Origin of the sequence: Pseudoalteromonas sp. S3260 (genome assembly GCF_005886925.1) — a bacterium.
Taxonomy (GTDB): domain Bacteria; phylum Pseudomonadota; class Gammaproteobacteria; order Enterobacterales; family Alteromonadaceae; genus Pseudoalteromonas; species Pseudoalteromonas tetraodonis.
Genome location: NZ_PNCV01000012.1, coordinates 25,074 through 42,930, shown reverse-complemented (window position 1 = coordinate 42,930; position 17,857 = coordinate 25,074). Strand labels below are relative to the sequence as shown.

At 40.3% G+C, this 17,857-nt stretch carries 15 protein-coding genes and 1 pseudogene; 8 read left to right on the top strand and 8 right to left on the bottom strand.

Going from position 1 to position 17,857, the window contains the following annotated elements:
• Positions 1–60: 60 nt before the first annotated feature.
• Together CWC14_RS02905 and CWC14_RS02900 are read left to right on the top strand one after the other, a co-directional pair.
• On the top strand, positions 61–372 hold the full coding sequence (locus tag CWC14_RS02905) for an Mpo1-like protein (RefSeq protein WP_138561173.1): 312 nt from the start codon (positions 61–63) through the stop codon (positions 370–372).
• A 177-nt stretch (positions 373–549) separates the two neighbouring features.
• Positions 550–3,105, top strand: a complete 2,556-nt coding sequence (locus CWC14_RS02900; protein WP_138561170.1) for a TonB-dependent receptor plug domain-containing protein — start codon at positions 550–552, stop codon at positions 3,103–3,105.
• Positions 3,106–3,167: 62 nt separating this feature from the next.
• On the opposite strand, the gene CWC14_RS02895 is transcribed toward CWC14_RS02900, so the two are convergent.
• The 3 genes from CWC14_RS02895 to CWC14_RS02885 all read right to left on the bottom strand — a co-directional run bounded on the left by CWC14_RS02895 (position 3,168) and on the right by CWC14_RS02885 (position 6,487).
• A complete protein-coding gene (locus CWC14_RS02895; protein WP_288369064.1) occupies positions 3,168–4,169 on the bottom strand; it encodes a branched-chain amino acid aminotransferase in 1,002 nt (333 codons plus the stop codon).
• A 225-nt stretch (positions 4,170–4,394) separates the two neighbouring features.
• Complete coding sequence (locus tag CWC14_RS02890; RefSeq protein ID WP_033103332.1) at positions 4,395–5,447, bottom strand: fatty acid desaturase family protein; 1,053 nt, start codon at positions 5,445–5,447, stop codon at positions 4,395–4,397.
• Entirely contained in the window at positions 5,444–6,487 is a 1,044-nt protein-coding gene (locus tag CWC14_RS02885) for a flavin reductase family protein (protein ID WP_138561167.1), read from the bottom strand. Before CWC14_RS02885 ends, CWC14_RS02890 begins: the two co-directional genes overlap by 4 nt.
• 365 nt (positions 6,488–6,852) lie before the next feature.
• Here CWC14_RS02885 and CWC14_RS02880 point away from each other — a divergent pair, with 365 nt between their 5' ends.
• The 3 genes from CWC14_RS02880 to CWC14_RS02870 all read left to right on the top strand — a co-directional run bounded on the left by CWC14_RS02880 (position 6,853) and on the right by CWC14_RS02870 (position 9,086).
• Positions 6,853–8,013: a PQQ-dependent sugar dehydrogenase gene (locus CWC14_RS02880; RefSeq protein WP_138561164.1), complete on the top strand. Its 1,161-nt coding sequence runs from the start codon at positions 6,853–6,855 to the stop codon at positions 8,011–8,013.
• A 92-nt stretch (positions 8,014–8,105) separates the two neighbouring features.
• Positions 8,106–8,285, top strand: a complete 180-nt coding sequence (locus tag CWC14_RS02875; protein ID WP_024603117.1) for a DUF6435 family protein — start codon at positions 8,106–8,108, stop codon at positions 8,283–8,285.
• A gap of 255 nt (positions 8,286–8,540) precedes the next feature.
• Entirely contained in the window at positions 8,541–9,086 is a 546-nt protein-coding gene (locus CWC14_RS02870) for a DUF7010 family protein (RefSeq protein WP_024603118.1), read from the top strand.
• A 155-nt stretch (positions 9,087–9,241) separates the two neighbouring features.
• Here CWC14_RS02870 and CWC14_RS02865 read toward each other — a convergent pair whose 3' ends face one another.
• Positions 9,242–10,033: an SDR family oxidoreductase gene (locus CWC14_RS02865; protein WP_138561161.1), complete on the bottom strand. Its 792-nt coding sequence runs from the start codon at positions 10,031–10,033 to the stop codon at positions 9,242–9,244.
• 25 nt (positions 10,034–10,058) lie between these two features.
• A complete protein-coding gene (locus CWC14_RS02860; protein ID WP_013465113.1) occupies positions 10,059–10,562 on the bottom strand; it encodes an Mpo1 family 2-hydroxy fatty acid dioxygenase in 504 nt (167 codons plus the stop codon).
• A 181-nt stretch (positions 10,563–10,743) separates the two neighbouring features.
• Between CWC14_RS02860 and CWC14_RS19630 the strand changes: the two genes are divergently transcribed.
• Entirely contained in the window at positions 10,744–10,917 is a 174-nt protein-coding gene (locus tag CWC14_RS19630) for a hypothetical protein (RefSeq protein WP_249928679.1), read from the top strand.
• Positions 10,918–11,481: 564 nt separating this feature from the next.
• Here the strand turns inward: CWC14_RS19630 and CWC14_RS02850 are convergent.
• Positions 11,482–11,820 (bottom strand): hypothetical protein, encoded by a 339-nt coding sequence (locus CWC14_RS02850; RefSeq protein WP_249928678.1) that lies wholly within the window; start codon positions 11,818–11,820, stop codon positions 11,482–11,484.
• Positions 11,821–12,020: 200 nt separating this feature from the next.
• A pseudogene (locus tag CWC14_RS02845) lies at positions 12,021–12,957 on the bottom strand (LysR family transcriptional regulator).
• 124 nt (positions 12,958–13,081) lie between these two features.
• Between CWC14_RS02845 and CWC14_RS02840 the strand changes: the two are divergent.
• Both CWC14_RS02840 and CWC14_RS02835 read left to right on the top strand, forming a co-directional pair.
• Complete coding sequence (locus CWC14_RS02840; protein WP_138561158.1) at positions 13,082–14,029, top strand: sodium-dependent bicarbonate transport family permease; 948 nt, start codon at positions 13,082–13,084, stop codon at positions 14,027–14,029.
• A gap of 317 nt (positions 14,030–14,346) precedes the next feature.
• Complete coding sequence (locus CWC14_RS02835) at positions 14,347–15,516, top strand: MFS transporter (RefSeq protein WP_138561155.1); 1,170 nt, start codon at positions 14,347–14,349, stop codon at positions 15,514–15,516.
• A 46-nt stretch (positions 15,517–15,562) separates the two neighbouring features.
• Here the strand turns inward: CWC14_RS02835 and helD are convergent, their stop codons facing one another.
• Complete coding sequence (gene helD / locus CWC14_RS02830) at positions 15,563–17,686, bottom strand: DNA helicase IV (RefSeq protein WP_138561152.1); 2,124 nt, start codon at positions 17,684–17,686, stop codon at positions 15,563–15,565.
• Positions 17,687–17,857 lie beyond the last annotated feature (171 nt).

Here is a 17,857-nt window from a genome sequence, read left to right as displayed (position 1 = left end):
TGCGCTTAGTTACGCTTAAATACATTAATGAACAACGTTTAAACACCAATAGGCTAAGTAATGACAGAAACTGAATCTTTTATCAGCTTTAAGCGCTTTTACTCTTACTATCTAAAAGAGCATCGTAATAAAACTTGTCGCAGGCTGCATTTTATTGGCAGTAGTTTAGTGTTGCTTTTGACCGGCTATGCGCTTATTAGCTCACAATTTGTATTGTTATGGTTATTACCGGTGATTGGTTATGGCTTTGCGTGGGTTGGGCATTTCTTTTTTGAAAAAAACCGCCCTGCTACATTTAAGCACCCGTTATATAGTTTATGGGGCGATTGGATAATGTTTAAAGATATGCTCACAGGTAAAATTAAATGGTAAATGGCGACTTACGCTACAAGCTACTCAAATACTCCACCCGCTACTGTAAATAAATTGTAGATTGAATGTAATTCAATTGACCTTGGTTGTAAAAATGGTCTACCTTGACAACAGAAGTTTCAATTAGTTCATTAATAATTGAATTACCTGTAGAGCATTGAATGAGGGAAACTAATCATGCAACTAAAACAGCTATTTACAGCAAAAAAAACCATTACACTCAGTGTTGCCACTGCACTACTTGGCTCGTGGTCGGTAAATGCCGCACAGCAAGACACACAAGCAGAAGAAAATATTGAACAAATTAGTGTAATTGGCTCTCGCCGACTCGGCCGCACAGTTGAAGACAGCCCAGTTCCGATTGATATCATTAGCGGCGATGCCCTAAAAAGTTCAGGGCAAACTGAAACCAATGCACTACTGAGCACCTTATTACCAAGCTTTAATTTCCCTCAGCCATCAATCACCGATGGCAGCGACCATGTGCGCCCAGCTCAACTGCGTGGCTTAGCACCTGATCACACCTTAGTGCTCGTAAATGGTAAACGTCGCCATAGTAATGCACTGCTTAATTTAAACGGTTCAACCGGTCGTGGATCATCATCGGTTGATTTAAACGCTATTCCAGCCAATGCCATTGAGCGAATAGAAGTATTACGCGACGGTGCCGCAGCGCAATATGGCTCAGACGCCATTGCCGGTGTGATCAATATTGTCCTTAAAAGTAATAGCAGTGGCGGCAGCCTAGGTGCTGTATATGGAGCAAACATCACCGAAATGCAGGGTGTGCCTCAACTAGAATCCGTTTCTGAAGACGCCAATGGCAACTTAGCCTTTAATGAAGGCAGTGACCGCTCGCTTACCGACGGCCAAACCTTAACCCTGCAAGGTAATATGGGGTTTGAATTGGGCGATAACGGCTTTTTAAGTATTTCTACTGAATATCGCGACCGTAGCTCAACGAATCGCTCTGATTATGACCAGCGCGAAAATTACGCCCGCCTACCTGATGGCTCTCTTGATCCGCGTGAGTTCACATGGGATCGTTACAATCATAACTTTGGCAATGGCACCGTTGAAGACTTCGCGCTGTTTTATAATGCCGGTTATCAATTAACTAACGATGCCGAGCTCTACTCGTTTGGCTCTTACAGCAAGCGTGAAGGCGAAGGCGGAGGTTTTTATCGTCGCGCACAAGACAGCCGTAACGTAACAGAAATTTATCCTGATGGCTTTTTACCGGTGATCACCTCAGATATTGACGATTTTTCGTTAGCACTCGGCGTAAAAGGTTTTGCTAATGAATGGAATTACGACGCTTCTGCTGTATACGGCCAAGATGCCTTTAACTTTGGTGTTATTGATAGCTTAAACACCTCATATGGACCTAGCAGTCAAACCAGTTTTGATGCCGGTACACTTACCTACGATCAGCTGACTATTAATCTTGATTTTAGCCGCGAGATTGATGCTGACTTTTTAGCTAGCGGAATTAACGTCGCAGTGGGTGCTGAGTATCGTCGTGAAGGCTACGAAATTCAGGCAGGCGAAGAAGCCTCATATGCACAGGGCACTTTTGGCCCTGGTGGCGCAGTAACCGACCCAGTTAATGGCCCATTTGGCTCTGCAGGTTCGCAAGTATTCCCAGGTTTCACACCTGAGTCTGCGGGTGATAACAGCCGCCATAATGTTAGCCTTTACGTTGATTTAGAAGCCTTTATTACAGATAACTGGAACGTTGCCGTCGCAGCGCGTTATGAAGACTACTCTGACTTTGGCGATACGCTTAATGGTAAAATTGCCACCCGTTATACGCTAACAGAAGATTTAGCATTACGCGGCTCTGTATCAACCGGCTTTAGAGCGCCCTCTCTGCAACAGCAATATTTTACTTCAGTGGCCACCGTGTTTGTTGATGGTATTCCAACACAAACAGGGACGTTTGCCCCAAGCAGTGATGTAGCCGTTGCATTGGGATCACCGGGCTTAGATGCAGAAGAAGCCACCAACTACGGGGTAGGTTTTACCTGGTCAACCGACTTTAATTTCAGCTTATCTGTGGATTATTACCAAATATTAATTGATGACCGTATTGTGTTATCAAATAACCTGTCGGGTGCAGGTGTAGCAAGCTTACTTGAGGGCACTGGAGCTAACCAAGGGCGGTTTTTCTTAAACGCGATTGATAGCAAAACCCGTGGCGTTGATGTGGTTGCCTCTTACAACCTAATGAGTGATAACTACGGTGATGTAGCGTTTAATTTAGGCTATAACTACGGCAAAAACGAAGTGACTAATATTATTGCCCCACCCGCTGAGCTACAAAGCGTAGGTGTTGAACAAGATAATTTGTTCTCGGGTAATGAACTGCGTCGTTTTGAAGTAAGTACCCCGCGTAATAAATACAACCTAAGCGCTACATGGACACTAAACGAATGGCGTACCACACTTCGCAGCACTCGCTATGGTGAAACACAAGACCCATCAGAAATTCCAGAGCGTAACGAAATGCTCAAGCCAAAGTGGATCACCGACTTAGATGTTGCCTATGCACTTAATAACAACATTACTCTGAGCTTAGGCGCGAATAATGTGTTTGATGTATACCCAGATCCAACGCGTGATTTAGTGAGCGATGTAACCACTTTCTCTCGTTTGTTCTCTTACTCGGGCTTTTCGCCATTTGGTTTTAATGGCCGCTATGTTTACGGCAAAGTTGAAATGAAATTTTAAGCTGCAGCTAAAAACAAAAAGCCACACTATTTAGTGTGGCTTTTTAATGAATTTGAACCCGATTAGATTTTAGTTAACCAACCGTGTGTATCTTCACTTTTACCCCATTGAATATCGTTCAATGCTTGACGTAAACGTGCTGTTGTTGGTCCTGGTTCACCATTACCCACTTTGTATTCTTTATCGTTATGGATAAACGTACCTACTGGTGTTAATACTGCTGCAGTGCCTGAAAGTGCTGCCTCTGTACCTGGTTTTGCTGCACGCTCTAAAAGCTCAGTTACGGTAAAGTTACGCTCGCTTACCGTCATTCCTAAATCTTTCGCAATGGTTAAAATACTATTACGAGTAACACCATGTAAAAAGGTGCTGTCGAGTGCTTTAGTAATGATTTCGTTGCCATCAATTAATATGAAGTTGGCCGCGCCGGTTTCTTGCACATCGCCACCTGGGCAAAATAAAATTTGGTCGGCTTTATATTTAGTGCGCGCTGCTGATATTGGGCCAAGCGCGCTAGCATAGTTACCACCGCTTTTAATCATACCCATATGCGGGGCACAGCGCATGCCGTCTTCTTCTAATAAAACACGTAGCGCGGTAGCACCACCTGAAAAGTAGTCACCCACTGGCGATAATAACGTATAAAGCAATGAACTCATTGAAGGCGCAGCCGCTTTGCCAATGGCAGCTTCCGTACCAATGTGGGTTGGGCGAATATACATAGAACCAGGAGGAAGCGGCGTTTCATCGGCGTATTCACGAACAATATCGATGATCATTGTTTTTAGCATCTCGCCATCAACAGCAGGTAAACTTAATAATTCAGAACTTTGCTGCATACGCGCAATATTTGCATCCATTCTAAAAATATTTACCGAACCATCTTCATGGCGAAAGGCTTTTAAACCTTCAAAACATGTACTTGAATAATGAAGAACGTGTGCACCTGCATGCAACTCAAGCTTATCGCAAGGAACAATTGAGCTTTCGCCCCACTGATTGTCAGAAAACTTAGCTTGAATCATCTGCGGCATAAACACAGTACCAAATGCGGCCATTTTTATTCTCTCTTGTGTGGTCTATTTTTCTCCATTGTATGACAACCCGCTACTATTTAACCATAGCAAAACAGGGTGTTTTTAAATTAATTAGACGAATTTTTTGCATGTACTGATGATTATTTAACCAAAAAAGCACTTACTAACTCTTTAATGCAATAATCAGCTAACAATTTAAGGTTAGCTGATTATTTAATGCATACATCATAATAGCGGCTATTTTATTAACCTCTATTTAAATGAATAACGAAATATACGTTTTAACACTGACGTATATTGGTGAAAAAAACCGCCGGTGTTGTATGCAATGCCCTGCTTTTGTAAAGCAGCTTGCACTTGTGGTGCTATTTCTTGGTAGCGTGACGATGGCATATCAGGAAATAAGTGGTGTTCAATTTGAAAACTCAAGTGCCCCGTTAAAATATGAAACCAACGCGCCCCTTTAATGTTTGACGACCCCAGCGCTTGGCGATAATACCATTGACCTTGACTTTCGTTTTCACAATCTTGCTCGTAAAAGGTATGGGTTTGCTCGGTAAAATGGCCACAAAAAATAATGGTTGATGTCCATAAATTACGAATTAGGTTCGCCAATAAGTTACCGCTTAGCACCCATAAAAACAGAGGCCCCGCTAAAAGTGGAAACAAAACATAGTCTTTAATTAATTGGCGCGCGCCTTTACTAAAAAAGCGTTTTTTTAACGTGCTATGCGCTACAGCGCCTTTACGGTTTGGCTTCTTTTTACCTATAAATACTCGCTCACCCGCCAGCTCATGATACGATACGCCCCACTGAAACAGCACGCTTAAATTTAAATAGGTAATAAACTGCCATGTATTTTTTAATCGCCATTTAAAGTCGTTGCTTAATCTTAATAAGCCATAACCAAAGTCACGATCTTTGCCGATAATATTAGTGTAAGTATGGTGCTCAAAGTTATGAACGCGGTTCCAGCTTTGGCCGTCGCAGGCTATATCCCACTCGTATGTTTTTGAATTAAGCTGTTTGTCGTTCATCCAATCGTATTGACCATGCATTACATTGTGGCCAATTTCCATATTATCGAGGATTTTAGCCAAAGCCAGTAATAACACACCCGCCACCCAAAGTAAGGGCTGAATAAAACCAAGCATTAATAAAATGCGCCCACCTATTTCGCACAGTCGCTGCTTGCGGACAATAGAGCGTATATAATTAGCATCCTTTTGCCCTACTTTGGCAAGCGTCGACATTTTTATACCATCTAAATCTTCGGCTAATTGTTGATAATTTATGGTTGTCATAGCTGTAACTCCAAATCACTGACCGCTTGGCTAACACACAGTTGAATTAACTGCTCGCCGTTATCTGATAACTCACCGGTTTTTAAATTGCGCACCACGCCCGTTTTTTTAATGCACTGGCATTGATGACAAATACCAATCCCACACCCTCGCTGCACAGGTAGTTTTTTTGCCTCAAACTGAGTTAACAACACCTCATTCGCTGCTACGTCGTGGTGATCATTATTAATTTTTACAGTAAATTGACTGTCATCATTTAAGCTTGGCAATGCAAGGCTAAAGGCTTCTTGGTAATAGGTTAAATGATGCTGGTTTGCAAAATGTGCAATTTTTTGCATAAACGCTGCTGGCCCACAGCAGTAAATATCAGGATTGTCACCGATGTTTATATGCGTAGTTAATTGCGGGCTCTTATCACGAGTGAGTAACAAGTAAGAAAAATGCACATAACGCTCTGCTAATGCGGCAAGTTCTTCAACGCATTGGTGCTCATTAGCTTTTGCAAAATACAGTAATTTAATGGTGTGTTGAGTATTTGCTAATTGCTGGCTAAGCATTGCTAGCATAGGTGTAATACCCGAGCCACCAGCAACAAAGGTGCTGGCTTTATGCCAGCTTTTAAATACAAAGTCGCCACTTGGCGCAGAAATATTACACCACGACTGCGCTTTTAATGCGTTTTGCAACTGAGCTGTAAAACGTCCTTGCTCATTGGTTTTAATTAAAGCTCGCAGCAATCCGGTTGCTTTGTATTGCGCGGGGCTGCAAGCAAGCGTAAATACACGGGTAAGCAAACGCCCGTTGAGCTCAAGCGTTAAACTAATATGCTGGCCCGCAATGTGGGCGCGCCACTGTTTATTGGGTTTAAGCGTTACACTTAAAAACTGACCACTCAACGCGTGTACATCAATAATTTGCGCACGAAAAAAGCCGGCTCGCCATGCAGGTTTAACGACCTGTATTAAAGGCTCTATGTAAGCGGCAAAGCTTTGATGGTGTAAAAACCATTTTGAAAATTGGTCTAATACCGAAGTTAGCATGGTTATTAATTCTCTACTTAAATCGACTACCCATCACTTTGTGTTAAGCGAATTCACGCAAACACATGTGCTGGGCTTTAAATATTTGAGCCTACACGTGTAAGCTCAACTTTCAGCGCACAAGTGTACGCTCGAATTTTTAAATTTCAACCCTAATAGAGTAATTATTCAATTTTTTTAAAGCGGTCTTTAATTCCTATACCCGTAAAGTTAGTAAACACCTGAGGGACATAAACAAGCTCATTAAGCTAAAAACCAACATTAAAGCGGTTAAATAGCGTGCAATTTCATTCATCCCAAATACTTAACACTGTGATTAATAGCGTGCTAAGGTAGTTAAAATTTAGTTAATTTTGGAAGCCATTATGAACAAAGTAACAACGCGTAAAAAATTTTCTACACTCGCCACAGCCAGTTGTGCATTGGCATTTTCGGCGCTTACCAGCCTTAGTGCTCATGCAGTTGATTTTAAAGAACTGGATAAATTAGCGCTTAATGTAAAACCGGTCACTGTTGCCCAAGGGATTTCTATTCCCTGGGCTATTGAGGCTCTACCAAACGGTGATTTATTAATAACCGAGCGCAGTGGCACCTTATATTTATTGCGTAAAAATACCACCAGCTTAACTAAAATTTCTGGGCTACCTAAAATTGATGCCAACGGCCAAGGCGGCCTACTTGATTTAGAGCTGCATCCTGATTTTGCTAATAATCAATGGCTGTATATCACTTACTCAAGCAGTGAAGGTGACGGTGCTGGCAGTAACACCGCACTTATGCGCGCAAAATTAAGTAACGATCACAGCCAATTACGCGAGCCACAACAATTATACAAAGGCGAGCATAATTCTAAAAAAGGCCAGCACTACGGCAGCCGTATTGTGTTTGATAGCCAAAACTATGTGTATTTTTCGATTGGCGATCGCGGCTCGCGAGATATTAACCCACAAGATTTAAGCCGCGATGGCGGTAAAATTTATCGTTTACACGACGATGGTAAAATTCCAACCGACAACCCATTTGTAAAACAAAAAGACACAAAATCAGCGATTTGGTCTTACGGGCATCGTAACCCACAAGGCATGTGGTTCGATAATGAAAATAATGTATTTTGGGCACACGAACACGGCCCCCGTGGCGGCGATGAGCTTAATATGATTAAGCCTAAAACTAACTACGGCTGGCCAGTGGTAAGCTATGGTATTAACTACAGTGGCACCTCGTTTACCGATTTAACCGAAAAATCAGGCATGCAAGCGCCCACATTACAATGGACACCCTCTATTGCTCCTTCAGACATGCTGCTCGTAAAAGGTGACAAGTATCCTGAGCTTAAAGGAAAATTTTTACTCGCTTCAATGAAATACGCGTTTATTAGCGTACTTGAAATAGCAGATGGCAAGGTCGTTAAACAAAGTAAATTACTGGAAGGCATTGGTCGTATTCGCAGTCTAGCACAAAGTGATGATGGCACTATTTACTTAGGATTGGACGGCCAAGGCATTATGCGCCTTGACCCACAATAATCTTTTAATAAGCTAATTACAGTAACAGCAAACTTTTTGCGCCTTCACTGCGTATTGTTACTGTAACTAGCTAATAAACAACGAGGGTGTTGATGTTTTCATTTTTAAAGCCAGATCCAATCAAAAAATTACGTAAAGAATACGACGCAAAATTAGAACAAGGCATGCAAGCGCAAAGAAAAGGCGATATAAAAAGCTACGCTATGTTAACCGACGAGGCTGAAAAAATTTGGAATGAAATAGAAGCACTCGAAGCCAAAAAAGCCCAGTAAACATTTAACCAAATGAGTTTAAACTTATCCCCCGCATTAACAGCGCGGGGTTTGTATTTCCCCCATCACATTATTACAGCCCTATTGTTACGACACTCAAAAGTCATTTATTTCTCGCATAATCATTTGTTTACATTAAAGTTAATTAGTGTAATTATTAACCAATAATTACACTAATTAACTTTAATGTAATTATTAACCAATAATTACTTTCCTCTGTTTGAGGGATATCCACTTTTAGGTCACAGGGTATTTATGGAATTTAAGCAAGCACAAAAAGACATGGATCTCGCCTATTTTGGTGGCGCAACAGGTGTTGTTATTTCTGGGTTAGTTTGGTGTTTTGCTGGTTTAATTGCAGTACTGTATTCAACTAAAGCGAGTATGCTTACCCTGTTTATTGGTGGTATGTTTATACACCCGCTGGCTATGTTGCTATCAAAAGTACTTAAGCGCCCTGGACAACATGACTCCACAAACCCATTAGGCAAACTTGCTTTAGAAAGTACCGTTATTTTATTTGTTGGTTTTTTCCTCGCCTTCTATGTTTCTAAGCTGCATCTGCAATGGTTTTATCCAATAATGCTGTTGGCAATGGGTGTGCGTTATTTAATTTTTAATACTTTATATGGTGCAAAAGTTTATTGGCTTTTAGGTGCTGTGCTTATGCTAGCGGGAGTAGTTTGTATATTATTAAATGCTAACTTCGTCATTGGTGCTTTTGTTGGCGGCATAACAGAAGTTATATTTTCTATTGTGATCTTCAATAAATCAAAAGAGTCAGCAGTAAAAGCCTCGTAGCGAATTGTTATCTAAAAGGAAAGTTACAGATAAAGATACTCTTAGCTTAACACTATGCATCATTAACTTTAACGTCTCCATTATTTAAAAAATAGAAGTACACTGTCAGCACAAATTTAACTTAAATTTTTGCTAACAGTCCACTAATTCTCTGGCTATTTATATTCTATCTTAGCGGTTAATCGATTAAATAAACTAGGGAAAAACCGTTTTATAAACGGTGCCCAACCGCTTAACCCTTGGCCTATTACCACTTCGTCTTTTTTATTATAGATTGCGGTGAGCATTTTCGATGCGGCTACATTTACATTCATACCATTTTCTATTGAAGGCTCAGGTTTGTTTTGTGCCTCTCCTTGCCCGTTCAATGAATTATGGGCAATCGCTGTTTTAATTGAGCCAGGGCAAATAGTTAAGCAATGTATATTGTGCTGCGCGACTTCGGCGCGTAAGCAATCCATAAAGCCTACTACAGCGTATTTACTGCCTGAATAACCCGTTCTAAACTTAGAGCCCACTTTGCCTGCCACGCTACTAATAGCCACTACAGAACCACTTTTTCGCGCCACCATTGAAGGTAGCACTGCTTTAGTGAGTGCAATTAAACCAAAGTAATTTACTTCCATGAGTTGGCGGTACACTTTAAAGTCATTTTCTAAAAATAAACTACGCTGTGATACGCCACCATTATTTATTAAAATATCAATTGGGCCTAAGCTATCTATTTTCGCTGATACATCCTGCAGTACAGTTTCGGGCTTTGATAAATCAAGGGGAATAACACGATGCCCCTCGCCTTTTAACTTGTCTTTTACTTGGTTGAGTTTATCGATATTTCGCGCTGATAAAATAACCTTCGCACCTTGCTCTGCAAATTGTTTTGCAAGCTCTTCACCAATACCTGATGATGCACCGGTGATCCACACTGTTTTATTATTATAATCCATGGTTTACCTTATAGTCTTTGACTGATTATGCTTTAGTTGGGCCCGCTATTTCATTAACTTGCTGTTCTAAATTTTTGTAAAAGCCCATTAAAAATAACAGCTCTGCGGTGACATACAAAGGGCCAATAATTAAGCCTACTAAATCATCAACAAAAGCGGGCTTTTTGCCTTCAAAATAATGACCAATAAACTGTAACACCCAGCCAAATACAAACACACCCACACCAATCGTCAGCCAAGATGTAAAGGGCATTGCGGCGATAGGCTGCGCTGCCACTAACAATAAAGTAAAAATGATGCCCATGATTAAACCTAGCGAAAAGCTAAGCATAAAATAGTAAACCACACTGGCAAGGACAAAAAGCTGCGCCCCATCGACATTAAAACTCCCTAGAGGAATTTCAACACGCGCTAGTAAGCACAATGCCGCAAATACAATCAGTGGAATACCAAAAAAGTGAGTTAATACGTTACGCTTTGAACGATGATACAAGCCATACTGGCCAAGTTGTTGTTGTAGAGTTTTCATCGGTTGATCCCGTTGTTATTTTTATAAGCAAAGTTCACCTTATAAAAAAGTGCGCACAATAACAACAAATACCGATGGTTATAAATTAAAAGGCTAACTAATGGCTCTCTAATTGGGTATTGATGTAAACTATTTGAAATAAATGTTTAACTGTTGGCCTTTGTAATATAAGGAAATCATCATGTTATTAAAAGCCCTAGCCATAGGCTTATTACTTGCTTTAGGCGAGATAATTAATGGCAACATTCGGGTGCGAGTTCTGCATCGATTATATGGGCAACGACGCGCTAAAACACTTAGTTTACTCTCAGGCATCGCCATTATTTTTGCTATAACTTGGTTAGCCCTGCCATAGGTTACCCCTACAAATTACCTAGATTGTTTTAAATTAGGCTTAATGTGGCTAATAATAATGCTTAGTTTAGATATTTTTGTGGGTAGGTATTTATTTAAATATAAGTGGCAGAGAATTTTTGATGACTTTAATCTCTTTAAAGACAACTTGCTTAGTGTAGGCATGTTGATACTTTTTATATACCCAAGCTTGGTTTTTTGGTTGCAGATGAAAGTTATGGTTTAGATCACTGCTCTAAAAGCGCAGCGTCTCTTCGCTCTCTTTGTGTATTAATCACTTAAAAATAATTTAAACTGATAGAAATGAATGAGGAATAAATGAGTAGAAAAAATTTATTTATTTCAGCCGCTTACTTTAAAAGCACAGCGTCCCTTCGCCCTCTTTGTAAATTGATCATAAAAAACAGTATGAACTGAGAGAATTGAATGAGAAGAAAACGAGAAGCCATAAAAAGTATGCTTTAGATCACTGCTCTAAAAGCGCAGCGTCTCTTTGCCCTCTTTGTGCATAATTCTTAAAATCTATTTAAAATCAGAAGTAAATGAGCTTGCAACGTGTCGTTATCTAAGCTAACGCGGTTACAAGCTTGCCTTTTTCATGCGTAGGTTGCATGGCCATTCGATCAGTGCCTTTTTCGTATTCTTGCTCCAGCATTTTTTGTAACTCTGCAAGCTGCTCTTTAATGGTGTCTATATCAGCACCTTGCTCTTGAAGCTTTTCTGCCAATGCTTCGATTGCTGCTTTTAACTCAGCAATTTTTTCTTTATCAACCCCTAATCGTTGATAAATAAGCGCCTCTTGCGCATTTTCTAAAAAGCTTTTGTCTTGTGGCTTAGTGCTTGCGATTTGCGTTTGTTCGCTATCGTTGGTTTTAGCTGTTGCCGCAGGGCCAGAAGTTGCCACTACTTATTCAGCTTTTGCCGGTTTATTTATTGTACTAACATAAGTACTATATTGATTTTTAAAGGTTATTGATGTCATCAGCTCAAATCCATTTTTGCGTTAAAATATCTATCTTTAACTATTTTAACTTAGATACTTGTATGTGAATAACTACAGCAACTTTAATACCAACTTATATTTTTTCGCTTCGCTTTAACTCTTTATTTTAAATTAAGCCCATTTAGCTCATTACGCACCCATTGCTTATCGAGATATTGCTCTAAATTCAGCTGGGCAAATTTTAAAAAGCTGCGCGCAGCATGAGAAATATGCCTGTCTGTGCGCACTACAAAATACCAATGGCTGGCTAAGCAGGTGTCGGTTACATTGAGCACTTTAAAACTGTTATCGCCTTTTGGTAATACATGATGGGAAAGCACAGCAATCCCCATTCCCGAGGAAACAGCAACTCGTATGGCTTCGTTACTGGCCATTTTCACTATCACTAAGGACTAAACCACGGCTTTGTAATTCGCTTTCAAAAAGCATACGCGTAGCAGAGCCTGGCTCTCTTAATAAAAATCGATATGGCATTAAATCAGCTAATGTTAATGCTTTTACATCGGCAAGCGGATGATCAAGCGGCACAATAAAAACTAAGGGGTTATGTAAAAAACGTGCAGCTTGGGCATGTTCAAGTGATGGTGGGTGGCTAAACACATAAATATCGTCTTCCCCACGTTCAAAACGCGCTAACACTGCAGAGCGGTTGCCAATGGTAGCTCTACATGGGGGGTGGGCATTACTGTATGGCCCAAGTAACTTAGGTAAAATATATTGTGCAGTGTTTACCATGGCAATGTTACAGCGCCCGCGCTCCCCGCCTTTAAGCTAGGCTAAATAGTCTTGGTAATCATCAAAGTGGCCAAACACTTGCTCACAAGTTCTAAATAATTGTAAGCCAGCCTCGGTAACCTGTAATTTTTGCTGTTGCATAGCAATTAAAGGCTCATTAACGGTTTTTTGTAAGCGCTTAATTTGCAAAGAAACGGTAGGCTGGGTTAAATGCAATTGCCGAGCTGTTTCGCTAATGGAGCCGGTTTTAACTACACTCATAAAGACTTCGAGTAGCCTAAATGATAGTTGCCTTATGTTCATTACTCACCTCATAGATTTTTATCTATAAGATACTATCATTCATTTTATTATTTACTATACAAAGATAGGTTTACAATAGCGCCGCTTAACAAATTGAGTAACTAATAACAAAAAGGAGAACAGTGTGCCTGATATCGTAGTCATGTTTTTTATTTTAGGATTAGTGGCGGGGATTTTACGTTCTGATTTAGCGATACCTAAAGCCACTTATGACACACTAAGTCTATTGTTAATGCTCACCATAGGGTTAAAAGGTGGCATGGTGCTGCATGGAAACTTAAGCTGGCAGCTTCTTCCTGAAATGGCCTCGGTTATGTTACTCGGTGGCCTTATTCCCCTCACTCTTTACCCTATTTTAAAATATGTCGTTAGACTCAGTGTGGCCAATAGCGCCAGTATTGCCGCGCATTATGGCTCGGTAAGCGCAGGTACCTTTGCAGTTGCATTGGCTTATGCAGAATCGGCTAAATTAGAGGTAGGTGCTGAGGTTACACTGTATTTAGTGATGCTCGAATTACCTGCTATTATTGTCGGTTTAATGCTGTATCGTAAACTCGATAAACGACATAGCCAAAGTAATACACTGTCACTCAAAGCGCTTTGGCACGAAACACTTACTAACAAAAGCGTGATTTTGTTAGTTGGCGGTGTGATCATCGGAATGATGTATGGCACACAGCAAGGCAGTCAAGTAACCAGTCTTTTAACCAGTAGTTTTAAAGTAGTACTGGCTTTGTTTTTACTTGAAATGGGTTTAGTGGCTGCGCAAACTCTGCGCCCATTTCCTTGGCAGCATTGGAGACTCGCTGCATTTGCTATTATCACTCCGCTATTTTTAGGTACTATCGGCGTGGCTGTAGGCACACTATTAAAATTAGAATTAGGCTCGGTGGTGATACTCGGTAGTTTAGTGGCTAGTGCGTCTTATATTGCAGCCCCTGCGGCAATTAAAGCAGCCGTTCCCAAGGCTGATATTGGCCTAGCTATGCTCAGCTCTTTAGGGGTAACGTTTCCGTTTAATGTGATTGTTGGTATTGGTTTGTACCATAAGCTTGCGCTTACCATGCACTAAAATAAACACCAATAAAAGCCCAACATGGGCTTTTATTTTTTAACTATACCCCGCCATTACTACGTTATCACCCTCTTTAAAAAATCAACAAATATAAAACAAAAACGCTAACTTATTTCTACAATCAGATTGCAATTAAGCGATTAGTTTACGTAAAAAAACATTTTAAAAATTATTTTGATTGAGCAATTAAAAAACACTTTACTTGGTATAAAAAGCAGCATAAATTCGCAGCCAAATTAACCTGCTTCAAATAATCGCGCCACTATCACACCTAAATCAGCAATTATTTAAACCCTTTTTATCGGAATAATCTAATGGTGGAACTTGCCGCTAATAGTAAATCAAATAATCCTTTAGCCCCTGTTATTGGTTTATCTTTTTTTGCTATTGCTTCGGGCTTTTTAATGAGCCTGATCCCGTTATCACTGAGTGCTTTTAAGTTAAGTATTGATCTTGCGCCTTGGCTTGCCAGCGTCTTTTATTTTGGTTTACTTATTGGCGCGCTGTGTATTGAGCGTGTGGTAGTAAAAATTGGCCACCGTATGGCATTTATCGCATTTTTAATGTTGCTGATCATCAGTGTTATTGCACAGATTATATCCCCTACAGCCACAATGTGGTTAATTGCTCGCTTTGTTGCTGGTATTGCTGTTGCGGGAGTATTTGTAGTGGTTGAGTCGTGGTTGTTAATGGCGAATACACCTAAGGCGCGAGCCAAACGCTTAGGTTTATATATGACCTCTTTATATGGTGGCAGCGCTGTGGGGCAATTAGCAATCACACCGCTTGGCACTGAAGGTGCCGTACCGTATTTATTTGTCGTGGCCCTTTTGGCGTTGGCTATTTTAGCTCCATTATTAATTACCACAGGCCAACCTAATGCTCAGCAATTACAAAAGCTGCCACTTAAAGAGTTAAAAACTCTCAGCCGCCCTGCTATTTTAGGCTGTTTAGTATCAGGATTATTACTAGGCCCTATTTACGGGTTATTACCTGTTTATATAGCCGCGCAAACTGATCAAGCCCAATATACCGGCTTACTTATGGCGGTGATTATTTTAGGTGGCATGCTGGTGCAACCTTTAGTGAGTTATTTATCAACCCGTATTATAAAAAGCTTACTTATGGCTATTTTTTGTTTTGTTGGTGCTGCCAGCGTAATGGGAATATTAAACGCACATAGCTTTGGCGGATTAGTTGTAAGTTACTTTGTATTAGGTGCGTGTAGTTTTGCACTTTATCCGATTGCAATTACTTTGGCGTGCGACTCGTTACCTATGGCAAAAATAGTGTCAGCAACTGAAATAATGCTGCTCAGCTACAGTGTCGGCTCTGTATTAGGCCCGTTGTTGGCAACGCATTTTTCTGAAACAAGCCATGGTGTGCTTATTTATTTAGGTGGTTGTTTAATTACCACCTGTATTTATATGCTCTTAAAAAGTATGAAAAAAATACCCACAGGTAACACCCCTGTTGCAGGTTAATTAACGCAATAAACCGCTTAAGCTTATTCGTTTGCCACTAAGCGGTTTATACCTGCGCTACCACTTTACTGGCTATGTTTTTTAACTCTTTTAGCTCAATTTGATGCTCGTTTATGAGCTCGTCAACAAAACAGCTGCGGTTGTTGTCATCACTTATGATAAACACCTTGTGTTTAGCACGAGTGAGCGCCACATAAAATAAGCGTCGCTCTTCGCTATGGGCATACAAATCTTTAGCGGGTAAGAGAGCTTCTAACATTGCAGGCGATGGCTTAGTGCTCGGAAATCCAAATTGCCCGCCATGCATACCTAATATAACTACATAATCGGCTTCTTTACCCTTTGAACCATGAAAGGTATCACACTCAATTTGTAATGAAGAAAAGGTTTGCTGCAAGGCGTTAATATCGGCTTTAGTAGGTAACTGAAAGCGATAGCGTGCCAGTAAATACACAACAGCGGGCTTATTTTTGTTGATAGTGTCGAGTAAATGGGCAAGTGCACCATTATTTAGCTCAGCTATTTTTGTATTTTTGCTTGAGACAACATTCGCTGTTTTTAATACGCTAATAGCGGGCTTTGTCACTTGTGATAACGAGTTAATTTGCTTAGCTAACTGGGCAGGGTTTTTCATGATAAAACATGAAGCAACCTCACTAATTTTATTATTAAAACGAAACGTAACATCCAGTATAGTTTGTGTGGTAAAACCAAAATGTGCGGCAAATTCTGTGGTCAGGCGCATATCAGCACCACTAAAACGGTAAATAGCTTGCCAGTCATCGCCTACTACAAACAATGAGCTTCTAGGCTTACTATCGCGCAGCGCTTTAACCAACGCCGCACGCGTAGGCGATATATCTTGAAATTCATCAACCATGATATAACGCCAAGGTGATATAAACTTTCTTGTATTAACATAATCGAGGGCTTTGAGGATCATATCGTCAAAGTCTATTTCACCTTGAGTATCTAAATAATGGTTATAGTTGGCTAGTAATGGCTTTAATAATTTCCAAGCCTGCTGTATCTGCTTTGAATCGTTCTCAAGCGTTATATTTGCTGTTTTATACACGCTAATTAATTGACTAAATAAAGTCGCTAATTTGGTTAAATAACCGCCAGCTTTTATCTCTTGTAGAAGCGCTATATGATTAGGCTTTGCAGTGCTTAATTCAAACCCACTTTTAACGTCATTAAGATTGTTATTTATATAGTTCACCAGTGCTTTAGCATACTGTGGCTTAGCATTAGCAAGCGATTCAAAACACCCTTCAACCCATTTTATTTTAGCTTTTTCGTTTTCAGCAAGTTTAGATATTTTAGGTGGCTTGCCCTCAACCTCAGTAATAATAGTTAAACCTAAGCTGTGAAAAGTAGCTGTTTTTATAGCCTGCATATTCAGCTTAGTTTTAATGCGTTCGTCCATTTCACTGGCGGCTTGCTTGCCATAGGCCAATAATAAAATATCGCTGTAATTAGCTTGATTACTTTTAACTAAATAGCCAGCTCGCGTCACCATTACACTGGTTTTACCGGTGCCGGCTCCGGCTAATACGAGGTTATTATCGTCATCAATAATGCATGCCCGCCTTTGCTTTTCAGTAAGTGGGTTTGCTTCAACGTTATCGAAAAAACCAGCATAACGCTGCAACTGTGTCTGTGTGTATTTATGCTGTAAAAAGCGAGTTAATGAATCGCTCCACTGACTATATTGTTCGAGCAGTTTTATTTGCGTACTAACAAGTGCCAATGCCTCACTCTTTTTTATCCAAGGTAACCAGCGGTTGTATTGCTGTTTAACGCGCTGTTTTATATCTGCCACATAGGATTGACGCAAAAATTGATGATGTGCAAATTGGTTAATGCCCTCTAGCAGCTCATTTAATGGTTCAATATTATTATTGACCCATAGCTGATCCGTTTTGGCTTTAAGTATGCGGTGACTGCCATAGGCCCTCATCCACACTCGATACTGCCCAGACTGTGTTGCAAAACGCAGTGTTTGCCCAAGCACCCCATATTCATAACAAATAGGCGAGGTTAAATCGCACCAACTCAGTGTATCTGTGTGCTTTTTGTTGTTGATGACTAAACCTTGTTGATCAATATCAACAGTGCGGTGTGGGGTAAACAGGCGGCCAAATACGCTGGGGGAAATAGAATTCATTAACAGCAGAATTCCTTTATAAAAATAAACCAATTAGCGCTATTTTAAGGGAATAATGTTTATAAGTGTAATAAAAATAAAGATAAATAATGGCGCGGTGCCTGCTACACCATTATTTAGCCGATGCTGGGTTTTTAATAATCTAAAAACAATTTAATTAACGCTTTTTTG